Origin of the sequence: uncultured Bacteroides sp. (assembly GCF_910578895.1) — a bacterium.
Lineage (GTDB): Bacteria > Bacteroidota > Bacteroidia > Bacteroidales > Bacteroidaceae > Bacteroides.
Genome location: NZ_CAJTSC010000041.1, coordinates 1 through 12,142 on the forward strand (window position 1 = coordinate 1; position 12,142 = coordinate 12,142).

General features: G+C 42.6%; 10 protein-coding genes and 1 other RNA gene. 9 read left to right on the forward strand and 2 right to left on the reverse strand.

Translation table 11 applies throughout. From position 1 onward, the window contains the following. Positions 1 to 438: 438 nt before the first annotated feature. Both QZ327_RS10565 and QZ327_RS10570 read left to right on the forward strand, forming a co-directional pair. Positions 439 to 1,041 carry a riboflavin synthase gene (locus QZ327_RS10565; protein WP_294619112.1) on the forward strand — a complete coding sequence of 201 codons (603 nt, stop codon included), beginning with the start codon at positions 439 to 441 and terminating at the stop codon, positions 1,039 to 1,041. 10 nt (positions 1,042 to 1,051) lie between these two features. Next, entirely contained in the window at positions 1,052 to 1,591 is a 540-nt protein-coding gene (locus QZ327_RS10570; protein ID WP_294619114.1) for a nitroreductase family protein, read from the forward strand. Positions 1,592 to 1,602: 11 nt separating this feature from the next. Here the strand turns inward: QZ327_RS10570 and QZ327_RS10575 are convergent, their stop codons facing one another. Further along, complete coding sequence (locus QZ327_RS10575; RefSeq protein WP_294619116.1) at positions 1,603 to 2,922, reverse strand: YihY/virulence factor BrkB family protein; 1,320 nt, start codon at positions 2,920 to 2,922, stop codon at positions 1,603 to 1,605. Positions 2,923 to 3,021: 99 nt separating this feature from the next. Beyond that, an RNA gene (gene rnpB, locus QZ327_RS10580) (RNase P RNA component class A) lies at positions 3,022 to 3,405 on the reverse strand. A gap of 170 nt (positions 3,406 to 3,575) precedes the next feature. Here rnpB and QZ327_RS10585 point away from each other — a divergent pair. From QZ327_RS10585 to QZ327_RS10615, 7 genes are all read left to right on the forward strand, one after another. Next, on the forward strand, positions 3,576 to 4,778 hold the full coding sequence (locus tag QZ327_RS10585; RefSeq protein ID WP_294619118.1) for an NlpC/P60 family protein: 1,203 nt from the start codon (positions 3,576 to 3,578) through the stop codon (positions 4,776 to 4,778). Between the two features lies 1 nt (position 4,779). Beyond that, a complete protein-coding gene (locus tag QZ327_RS10590) occupies positions 4,780 to 5,958 on the forward strand; it encodes a dipeptide epimerase (protein WP_294619120.1) in 1,179 nt (392 codons plus the stop codon). A gap of 70 nt (positions 5,959 to 6,028) precedes the next feature. Further along, a complete protein-coding gene (locus QZ327_RS10595) occupies positions 6,029 to 7,363 on the forward strand; it encodes a transglutaminase family protein (protein ID WP_294619122.1) in 1,335 nt (444 codons plus the stop codon). 287 nt (positions 7,364 to 7,650) lie between these two features. After that, complete coding sequence (locus tag QZ327_RS10600; RefSeq protein WP_294619124.1) at positions 7,651 to 9,177, forward strand: Do family serine endopeptidase; 1,527 nt, start codon at positions 7,651 to 7,653, stop codon at positions 9,175 to 9,177. Between the two features lie 188 nt (positions 9,178 to 9,365). Next, the gene (locus tag QZ327_RS10605) at positions 9,366 to 10,226 is read left to right on the forward strand and encodes an RNA polymerase sigma factor RpoD/SigA (RefSeq protein ID WP_002561589.1); all 861 of its coding nucleotides are present in this window, start codon (positions 9,366 to 9,368) and stop codon (positions 10,224 to 10,226) included. A gap of 231 nt (positions 10,227 to 10,457) precedes the next feature. Next, entirely contained in the window at positions 10,458 to 10,850 is a 393-nt protein-coding gene (locus QZ327_RS10610) for a hypothetical protein (RefSeq protein WP_294619126.1), read from the forward strand. Positions 10,851 to 10,879: 29 nt separating this feature from the next. Then, positions 10,880 to 12,097: a clostripain-related cysteine peptidase gene (locus QZ327_RS10615; protein WP_294619128.1), complete on the forward strand. Its 1,218-nt coding sequence runs from the start codon at positions 10,880 to 10,882 to the stop codon at positions 12,095 to 12,097. Positions 12,098 to 12,142: the final 45 nt, after the last annotated feature.

The window sequence follows — 12,142 nt, forward strand, 5'->3', positions numbered from 1 at the left end:
TGTTTGTTCAGCAAACCCGACTGAACAGTTAATATGAAAAGAGCGTGAGTTTGTTAGTATATCGGTATCAAGCATCGCCAAACGCTTCACTGCAATATACAACAATAGCCCACGCCCTATATAGGTGCGTGAGCATTTAGTTGTAATCCTTGCAGTTTTTAGAAATTGGCGATTTCGATACCAAGGATTATACTAAACGCTCTTACGTTATTTTAAAATGTTGGCACAAAGGTACGAAGATTTTTTAATATAAAAGAAAAAAACTCTATCTTTGCTATATAAACGGACACCGTTATTAGCACCATTTTTGTTAAAATATTGATTTTAAGTATAGGAATAAAAGCTTCCTTTTTTTCATTCCTATATGAGAGCCTTTTTGTATCTTTGTGGCATCCTTGATGAGGATAGTGTCTAATTAAAAATGTAATAAATAAGCTTATGTTTTCCGGAATAGTAGAAGAATGCGCCACGTTGGTGGCTATGGTCAAAGACCAAGAGAATGTTCATTTCACCTTCAAGTGTTCGTTTGTGAATGAGTTGAAAATAGACCAAAGCGTATCTCATAATGGTGTGTGCCTTACGGTTGTTAGCATGACGGACGAAACTTATACGGTGACGGCGATGAAAGAGACGTTGGACCGTTCTAATCTCGGCTTGTTGACTGTAGGTGACGAAGTGAATGTGGAGCGCAGCATGATGATGAACGGTCGTTTGGACGGACATATCGTGCAGGGACATGTAGACCAGACGGCAACGTGTGTGGATATAAAGGATGCCGAAGGCAGCTATTACTTTACATTCCGGTATGAATTTGACAAGGAGATGGCAAAGCGCGGTTATATCACTGTAGATAAAGGTTCGGTGACAGTGAACGGTGTCAGTCTGACCGTATGTAATCCTACGGAGAATACTTTCCAGGTGGCTATTATCCCTTATACTTTTGAACACACCAATTTCCATGCTTTCCGGATAGGTAGTGTGGTAAATCTGGAATTCGATATCATAGGTAAGTACATCAGTAGAATGATACAATATAAATAAGGTGTAAATTATGAATGATTTCCTGCAATTGGTCGCTTCGCGTCAAAGCGACCGTGCCTATGATATGTCTCGTGCGGTAGAACCGGAGAAATTGGAACGTATTTTGGAAGCTGCCCGGCTATCGCCTTCGGCATGCAATGCGCAGCCGTGGCGTTTTGTGGTAGTCACTGATCCGGAACTTTCTGTAAAAGTAGGTAAGGCTACTGCCGGGTTGGGCATGAATAAGTTTGCCAAAGATGCTCCGGTACATATTCTGGTCGTGGAAGAGTCAATGAATATCACTTCCTTTTTAGGAGCCAAGATTAAAGATAAATATTTTCCTTTGATAGATATCGGTATTGCCACTGCCCATATCACGCTGGCTGCCGAGAGCGAAGGGCTGGGCTCGTGTATATTGGGTTGGTTCGATGAAAAGGAGATTAAGAAACTTACGGGTATTCCTGCCAATAAACGCTTGTTGCTTGATATTACGATAGGTTATCCCGCGAAAGACAAACGCAAGAAATCAAGGAAGGCGAAAGAGAAAGTCGTTTCGTATAATCATTATTAACGGTAATAGCGTTATAGGTCTTTTAGCAGTACCTCGCGTGCGCTTCTGTAATACTCTTCCCGTGCTTTCATCAGTGTTTCCCACTGTCCGTGGAATTCTTTGTCTTTGTCTATCTTGAAATCCTCGGAGCCGTGGGTGTCCAATCTGTCCAGCAGAAGTGCCACGTTCAGTTTGTTGATATCCATAGAGGGTTGGTAGGCTATGTCTTGGCTTTTGGCATCGGTCACTACCTCATGCAGAAGATTGATTTCCTGCAATTCATAAAGGGTCTGATTAGTCAGGCGTATGGGAATCTGGCACTCTTCGGATATCTCTTCGGCAGTGTAGGGAGGTTCGTTCTTTTCAAAGCGTTTGGCTACGAGAGACATGATGAGAATAGAGATGAAGTCGCTATAACGGCGGCTGATGTTGCGTGCATCCTTGTCGAAACTGAAATTGCGTATGTTTTGTCCGGCATACGTCAGTTCCGCTCCAAAAAGGCAGATAGTCCAAGATGTCTGTAACCATAACAGGAACATGGGAAGTGCCGCGAAACTACCATATATGGCATTGTTGCGTGATACCCACAACTGGCTGCTGATGTAGAAGAATTGGAAAGCCTGATGTGCCGTACCGGCCAGTATTCCTGAAATCAACGCATGTTTGAGCTTCACTTTTGTGTTAGGCATGAAGGCATACAGTGCTGTGAACATAATCCATGTCAATACGAAAGGTATAAGACGGATCAGGAATTTGCCGATGGGGGCGAGTAGGGTGAAGTCTGTTACGTTCTTCAGCATGGTGCTCATGAATATGGAAAGACCGCCTGAAACTACCAGCAACAACGGTATCAGCAGTAGCATTGAGAAGTAGTCCGTAACCTTGCGGTACATGCTTCTTGCATTTTTTACCTGCCAGATACGGTTGAAAGTTATTTCCATATTATTAATCAGGTTGAGCACGGTCCATAATAACATGATTAAGCCCACTCCGATAAATATGCCGTTTTTGGTTTGTGATAAATAAGAGTCGACAAATTGGAAGATAACTTCCGTTGTTTCCGACGGACCGCCGAACCCCTGTACGATTTGGCTCTCCATCAGGTTGTCGAAACCAAATCCGCGTGCAATGGCGAACAGGATTGCCAAAATAGGTACAATGGCGAGCAGAGTGCTATATGTCAGGGCAGATGCCTTGTTTATAAGTCTGTCTTTAGTGAAACGGTTGATGCAGAGGTAAATGGTCTTGATGATGTTATAGAGAGAAAAAGTCGTTTTGGTGACTTCATTTTCCGTAATACGCCAGATGTCGTATGTCAGAAACTTCCAAAGAGTGGCAATTCGCTTGTTCATGATAAAGAAATTATGAATTTAGAATTATGAATTATGAATTACTATGCAGCATAGCAGCGCAGCCCATCCATAATTCACAATTTATAATTCATAATTAAAAAAAGCAGTCGGTCTGTAAGCCGGGTTCTGTTCCCTTATTCAATCCATAAATTGGATTTTAATCAAGGTGTCTGTCATTTATCTGAGCCGTATGTTGCCATACAGGCTTTAGCGGTCTACCCTCCGACATGGAGCGAGCAACTCTCATAGCGTCGGTTTACATGACCTTACAACTCCTAAGACGTACAGCCCTTGTGTCGCCACAAGACTGGTAGGCTCTTACCCCACCTTCTCACCCTTACCATAGTCCAAAAGAATATGGCGGTTATTCTCTTCTACGTTACTCTACCCTCGCGGACAGCTTTCTGTTAGGAAGTAGGATGCTCTGTGTTGCCCGGACTTTCCTCATACGCACGGGGCGTAAGCGACAAACCGACCAACTGCTTTAGAGTGCAAAGATAGGAATTTTTCAGTGATTGGCGGCAAGTGCTTGCCGATTTGTTTGTTATTGGTGACTTATTTGTGTAATTTCTTAAAAACACTGAAAATATGTATCTCTTTTGGAATAAATTGTTAGCTTTGCTAACATTAATAATATCCAATTTGTATAGTTCATGAAAAAAATTACCTTATTCTTTGCATTCTTTCTCTTGATAACCTTTTCTGTTGTCGCTTCGGAAGCCGGAGACCGTAGCATACCGGTAGAGATAACGCAACTTACTGACAGTTTAAAAAAACGGTTTGCTCCGGATAAGCGTGTGGCGTTGTTTGATGTCGATTACTCTTTTTCCGGTAAGAATGTGATGTTACGCGGTGTCACTACTTCGGCGGAAGCGAAAGCCGTTTTGCTGAAAGAACTGGCAAAAAAAGGATATGCCGTGATGAATTGCCTTCAGTTGCTTCCTGATGAGAAAGGTCTGGAAGGCAAAACGTATGGCATTATCAATGTGTCTGTAGCTAATTTGCGTGTAGATCCGGACTTTTCATCGGAAATGATGACGCAAGGTTTGATGGGTATGCCTGTACGTGTATTGCAACGTGATGGTTGGATGCGCATTCAGACTCCCGACAATTACATTGCTTGGGTACATCGTGTGGGGGTGTATCCTGTAACTAAAGAAGAGTTGGTGGCATGGAACGGTGCGGAAAAGATTGTGGTGACCGCTCATTATGGTTTTGTCTATTCCGAACCGAGTGTGGCTTCACAGACGATTTCGGATGTTGTGGCAGGTAACCGCTTGAAATGGGAAGGGACTAAAGGAGCTTTCTATAAAGTAACCTATCCCGATGGTCGTCAAGGCTATATATCCAAATCCATAGCTATGCCCGAAGAGAAATGGCGTTCCGGTTTGAAACAGGATGCAGGCAGCATTATCCGTACGGCGCACACTATGATGGGAATACCTTACCTTTGGGCGGGAACTTCATCAAAAGGTGTGGATTGCAGTGGATTTATGCGTACCATACTTTTTATGCACGATATTATTATTCCGCGTGATGCTTCCCAACAAGCTTATGTGGGCGAGCATATCGACATCGCTCCCGATTTTTCCAATCTGCAACCGGGCGATTTGATTTTCTTTGGCCGCAAAGCAACTCCAGAACGTAAAGAGCGTGTGGTGCATGTAGGTATGTATATTGGCAGTAAGCGTTTTATCCATTCGCAGGGTGATGTGCATATCAGCAGTTTCGATCCGGCAGATGAATTGTTTGACGAATACAATCTCGGACGGTTGCTGTTTGCTACGCGTGTGTTGCCTTATATAAATAAAGAGACGGGATTGAATACAACGGAAACCAACGAATATTATAAATGATATGCAAAACAGAAGAGACTTTTTAAAGACAGCCGCCTTTGCTGCATTAGGCTCGGGCATGGCTCTCAATAACGTATTGGCAGGTGAAGGTGCGGTACCTTCTTTGTTCAATATCAGTAGAGGCGGTATTACGCCTAAAATGAAGTTGCGTTTCTTTCCGTATGAATTGAAGTTGCGTCATGTGTTTACGGTGGCTGCCAACTCGCGTACCACAACTCCGGATGTACAGGTTGAAATAGAATATGACGGTATCATCGGCTATGGCGAAGCATCCATGCCTCCCTATCTGCAACACGAATTGGGCACGATGGATAGCGTGCTGGCTTTTTTGAAAAAAGTGCAGGGTGTTATCGGGCAGTTTTCCGATCCTTTCCAATTGGAAGATATATTGACCTATATAGATAGTCTCTCTGTAGGAGATGCAGCTGCTAAAACAGCGGTGGACATTGCTTTGCATGATTTGGTTGGTAAATTATTGCAGGCTCCCTGGTATAAGATATGGGGATTGGATAAGGAAAAAACGCCTTCTACCACATTTACCATTGGCATTGATACTCCTGATGTGGTACGTGAAAAAACGAAAGAGTGTGCCGGGCAGTTCAACATTCTGAAAGTGAAACTGGGGCGTGACAATGACAAGGAAATGATTGAAACAATCCGTTCGGTAACTGAACTTCCTATTGCCGTTGATGCCAATCAGGGTTGGAAAGACAAGCATTATGCGCTTGATATGATTCACTGGTTGAAAGAGAAAGGTATCGTCATGATAGAACAGCCTATGCCTAAAGAACAGTTGGATGATATTGCATGGGTAACCGGACAAAGTCCCTTGCCGATATTTGCAGATGAGTCCATTCAACGTTTAAAAGATATAGTAGGATTGAAAGATGCCTTTACCGGTATCAATATTAAATTGATGAAATGTACCGGTATGCGTGAAGCGTGGAAAATGGTGACATTGGCGCGTGCTTTGGACATGAAAGTTATGGTAGGATGTATGACCGAAACTTCGTGTGCCATCTCTGCTGCTGCACAATTCTCTCCGGCGGTAGACTTTGCCGATTTGGACGGTAGTTTATTGATTGCCAACGACCGTTTCAAAGGTATGGAAGTGGTGAAAGGAAAAATTACCTTACCGGATTTACCGGGTATCGGGGTAGTGAAGATTTCAGATTTATAAGTTGCAATGCGTAAATCTGAACTCTAAACTCTGAATTTAAAATCATAAATCTGAAATCAGAACTCTTATCATGAAGAAGTTATTATATACCGTGTTTTTATTTGTTTTTGCTTCTGCTTGTAGTACGAAGCCTGAGAATAACCCGTATAGTTGGGATGATGATTTGCATCAGCGCCTGCTTACGGATTTTTGCTTGGCGGAATCTCAGGTGAAAGACTATATCAAAAAGTATATTCCTGATGTAACGGATGAGCAAATGCGACAATGGGAAGCATCCAATGCTTTAGAGTGCATGACTTTGGATGGCGAAAAACGCTATTTTCGTAATGCCGGTCCTAATTTGTTTCGTGTGGACAGTGCCTGCTATGATATAAAGATATCCAAAGAAGGTATTGTATTAAGTGGGAGTGAGAAGGTGAATAAAGAGAACGTGCCCGAAATCATTGCTGCCGTGAAGAGAGAGAATAGAGCGATTGTTTCTCCTAAGCGGATGCGTGTCACTTATACATTGACGGTAGATACCAATGCTGTTCCTGCGGGAAAGCTGGTTCGCTGTTGGTTGCCTTATCCCCGTAAAGACCAAAACCGGCAACAGGATGTGAAGTTTATTGCTGCCAGTGAGCCGGAGTATGTTTTTGCTCCGGAGGAATGCCGGCATAGTACGCTTTATATGGAGAAGCGTGCGGTGAAAGGTGAGCCTGTCGTGTTTTCCGAAACGTTTGAATATACATCCTGTGGGGAGTGGCATGACCTGTGCGCGGAAGATGTCCGGCCATACGATACGACTACTGCTTTTTATAAAGAATATACTGCAGAACGGGAGAGGCATATTATTTTTTCTCCACGGCTATGCCGGTTGGCTGCTAAATTGACGGCAGGTGAAACAAATCCTTATTTGAAAGCGAAGCGTATTTTCCGCTGGATTAATGATAACTTCCCTTGGGCGTCTGCCCGCGAGTACTCTACGATTGAGAATATACCGGAATATGTATTGGACAATCATCATGGTGATTGCGGGCAAGTCAGCCTTTTATTTATTACTTTGTGCCGTATCAGTGGTATTCCCGCGCGTTTCCAGAGTGGTTTCATGATGCATCCCCATGCTTGGAATCTGCACGATTGGGCGGAAGTCTACTTCGAAGGTGTAGGGTGGGTGCCTGTTGACCAATCATTTGGAATACCGACTTTCGCTCGTAATGCTGATGAGGAATATTTCTTCTTGGGTGGCATTGATTCTTGGCGCATGATTGTGAATACCGATTATGGCATGCCGTTAGTGCCCGAAAAGAAATATCCGCGTAGCGAAACCGTGGATTTCCAACGTGGCGAGGTGGAGTGGGAAGGTGGAAACCTTTACTTCCCACAATGGAGTTACAGTATGGATATTGACTACCTTAATTATTAAAAGAATTCAACACACTATCTTCCAATTCAACGCACCATCGGTTACAGGTAAACGGATGGTGCGTTTTTGTTTTGTCTATCTGTCAGTATTTTAACAGACAGCAATCGTGCATAAATGCTAATTTGTCAGTCTCTGCCGTTAAGCGCTGTTAAGCCTTAAATGAGCACTGTTAAAAGAGAACAAAAAAGAGTGACAAGCGGAATAATCGAACGATTTTTGTCGTTATTTTAACGCCAGAATGTTAAATGAGATTTGAATATTAACAATTAAAGAAAATAGAAAGTAGTATGAAACAGACAACAAAAAACATCCTTGGAGTAGCAGCCGTTGTAATCCTGAGTTCAGGAGTGGCTGGTGTTACCACCTATAAGATACTGAATAAGGAAAAGAGTGCTACGTTTAGCGAATTATTCCAACAGAATCCTAATAATTTACAGTTGGCTGCTTATAATGCAACCAATGCGCAACCTGTTGACTTGACTCAAGCGGCAGAGAGTTCAACCCATGCCGTAGTACATATACGTGCAAAACAATTGGGCAAAACGCAGACGGTGCAGGGTGTGCCAGATATCTTTGACTTCTTCTTCGGAGATGGTCGTGGACAGCGGCAGATACAGACTCAGCCGCGTGTAGGTTTCGGTTCAGGGGTCATTATTTCCAAAGACGGTTACATTGTAACCAACAATCATGTAGTGGAGGGTGCAGATGAAATTACCGTCAAGTTGAATGACGACCGTGAATTGAAAGGTCGTATTATCGGTACCGACCCCAGTACCGACCTTGCCCTGATAAAGATTGAGGGTGACGATTTCCCTACAGTGCCGATAGGTAACTCCGATGAGCTGAAAGTAGGTGAGTGGGTGTTGGCGGTAGGTAATCCGTTCAATTTGAATTCTACCGTTACGGCAGGTATTGTCAGTGCAAAGGCTCGTTCTATCGGTATGAGCGCATCTAACGGACAAGCAGCCGATATTCAGTCTTTCATTCAGACGGATGCTGCCATCAACCAAGGTAACAGTGGCGGTGCATTGGTCAATGCCAAAGGCGAACTGGTAGGTATCAACGCCATGCTTTATTCACCTACAGGTGCTTATTCCGGATATGGTTTTGCAATTCCTACCAGCATCATGACGAAGGTTGTGGCGGATTTGAAACAATTCGGTACGGTGCAACGTGCTCTGCTCGGTATTACCGGTACTACGCTGGGTACAGATTTGCAAATGGACGAAAGGTTGGCTGAAGAGATGAAAAAGAAAGCCGATGAACTTGGTGTGAAAGAAGGTGTATTGATTGCCGATGTCATAGAAGGTGGGTCTGCTGCCGGTGTGTTGAAGTCGGATGACGTAATTATCGGTATCGATGGTAAGAAAGTACATAAGTTTGCCGATTTGCAGGAAGCGTTGGCTAAGCACCGCCCGGGTGACAAAGTGAAAGTAAAAGTAATCCGTGATAAGAAAGAGAAAGAGTTCACGTTGACTTTGAAAAACTCTCAAGGTAATACGAAGGTAGTGAAAGATGCCGGAATGGAACTTTTGGGTGCGGCTTTCAAACCCATATCTTCTGAATTGAAGAGACAACTTAACTTGGGTTATGGTCTGGAAGTAACTGGGGTGTCTAACGGTAAGATGGCAGATGCCGGTATCCGTAAAGGATTCATAATCTTAAAAGCAAACAATATGCAGATGAAGTCTGTGGAAGATTTGGAGAAAGTACTGAAAGCGGCTACCCAATCTCCTGATCAGGTGTTGTTCATCACCGGTATGTTCCCCTCCGGAAAACGCGCAAGTTATGCTGTAGATTTAACTCAAGAGTAAAAGAAGAGATAATAGGTAAGAAGATTGTAATAATAGCAAAGAAAGACGAAAAAAGGGATGTCGGCAAACACTTGTCGACATCCTTTTTGTTGTATGGGTAAGATATAAATAAGGTAAAAAAGTCCAGGCAAGTTTGTTTGTAATAAATAATTTGTCGTAACTTTGCAACCCAAATCCGTATTATAAGAATGAGACAACTAAAAATTACCAAAAGTATCACTAACAGAGAGAGCGCTTCTCTTGACAAGTATTTGCAGGAAATCGGTCGCGAAGACCTCATTACAGTCGAAGAAGAGGTAGAGCTCGCTCAACGCATCCGTAAGGGTGACCGTGTTGCATTGGAGAAATTGACACGTGCCAATCTGCGTTTCGTTGTATCTGTAGCCAAACAGTACCAGAACCAGGGTTTGAGTTTGCCCGACTTGATTAACGAGGGTAATTTAGGACTGATTAAGGCTGCCGAAAAGTTCGATGAGACACGTGGTTTCAAATTCATCAGTTATGCAGTATGGTGGATACGTCAGTCCATTTTGCAGGCTTTGGCAGAGCAGTCGCGTATTGTACGTCTTCCTTTGAACCAGGTAGGCTCGTTGAATAAAATCAGCAAGGCTTTTTCTAAGTTCGAGCAGGAAAACGAACGTCGTCCGTCTCCCGAAGAACTTGCCGATGAACTGGAAATCCCTGTTGATAAAATCTCTGACACACTGAAGGTTTCCGGTCGCCATATTTCGGTGGACGCACCTTTCGTTGAAGGGGAAGACAACAGTTTGCTCGATGTGTTGGTCAATGACGACTCTCCTATGGCAGACCGCTCTTTGGTGAACGAGTCTCTTGCGAGGGAAATTGATAGAGCTCTTTCTACGTTAACCGATAGGGAAAAAGAGATCATACAAATGTTTTTCGGTATCGGACAACAGGAAATGACATTAGAAGAAATCGGCGACAAATTCGGACTCACACGTGAGCGTGTCCGCCAGATTAAAGAAAAAGCAATCAGAAGATTAAGACAAAGTAATCGTAGTAAATTGCTCAAATCTTATTTGGGATAAATAAGAATATCAGTTTCTGACAAATAAAGAAATTAAGCAAACCGGGCTGTCCTGATGTGGATAGTCCGGTTTTTTGTTTTAAATCATGCTAAGCGGCATCCTTGTATAAAAAATAGACGTGCTTATTTTGTACTACTTTCGGTTTGCACTATCTTTGTCCTCATTAAATTAAATAAGCGGATTTTGAAAATTAGTTTATATCATTAATGCGTAAATAAATAAAAAGAAATTATGAAACACGTAAGAATAGTATTTGCGGTAATGCTCGTATTTACTTTGTGTACGGCATTTACAATGAAGAGCCATAACCCGGTTTATGCCTTTGGAGTAGGGGCTTCTTTCAACGATTCGATAGTGTATTTCACGGAGATTCAAGTGTTGGATAGCGTGGTGTTGGATAAGAATGGTTTCTTGTCTAAACGTGATTTATACAGTTATCAGTTGAAGAATTATTTAGAGTATGATTTGAAAAAATCCGATTATACATGTATGATTTATTTTAGTGAGAATAAAAAGAAACTGGAAAAGGAAGCTACCAAAGTAAAGGCAAAGTACAAGAAAGGTACAATGGTTTTGCAGACTATTGCATCGGACAAATTTGGTTTTAAGAAACCGGAGGAGTGATTGTTGACCTCGTAATGAAACTAATGGCTATGAAATTGAAACTTTATGCCCTGTTATGCGTGCTTTTTCTTTTCTTGTTTACAGCATGTAACCAGGATGATGTTCCCGTGCCGCCTAAGGCGGGAAGCAAGACTGTGCTTGTTTATATTGTAGCGGATAATAATTTAGCTTCGTTTGCAAAAGAGGACGTGGACGAAATGATTGAGGGTATGAAGTTTGTAGATTCGTCATCTTGCAATTTGTTGGTGTATCAGGACGACAATGACTCTCCTGTTTTGTTTCGTATTGCAAAAGACAAGAAGGGCAATGTAAAGAAAGAAGTTGTCAAGGAATATGCAGAGCAGTCATCTACGGATGTATCAGTGATGAAAGAGGTTATGCACCGGGCATTTTATGAATATCCGGCGGAGAGTTATGGATTTGTTTACTGGTCGCATGCAGATGGTTGGATTCCTTATCCGGTGCCGTCTTCTTCTACCCGTTGGATAGGACAGGATAAAGGGGAAGGACGGGATAAACGTATGAATATATCCGATTTTGTTAATGTATTGGATGATGGAATGCCGCATTTTGATTTTATCATGTTCGATGCTTGTTTTATGATGTCTGTAGAGGTGGCGTATGCGGTACGTAGTTATACGGATTATTATATGGGATGTCCTACGGAGAATCCCGGACCGGGTGCTCCTTATGACAAGGTGGTTCCTTGGATGTTTGAACAGGATGCAGTGAATCGAATGGCGGAAGCTTATTTTAATCATTACAATGAAAATTATAAGGCAGGTGCCGGTATCTCAAATGCGAATTGGACAGGAGGTACTTCTGTATGTGTCATAAAGACGGATGCTTTGAATGAGTTGGCTGCTGTGACAAAACAAGTGATTTCAGAAGAAACAGGTTGCGACACCGCATTGCTTCGTGATGAAGTGTTTGATTATGATGCGCGGAGATTAGCTTTTAATCCGTATGATAGGAAAGGCCATGTCGGTTATTATGACTTTTCGCAAATGATGAAGGTTCTGTTGGATGATGAAACCTACATGGTGTGGAAACAGGTGTTTGATGCTTCTATTACTTATTGGAAGACTACAGAAAAAAATTATTCCCAGTTTGTCGGAATGTTTTCAATGAAAGGTGCCAATGGTGTCTCGCATTATATCCCTCTTTCTTTAGATTCTGAGGCTACTGCCGCCTATCGCTCTACTGCTTGGTATGCCGCTGCCGGTCTTGACAAGATGGGGTGGTGATATAAATGAGTCTAATTTACGTTGTATTATACCTTATAATTACTG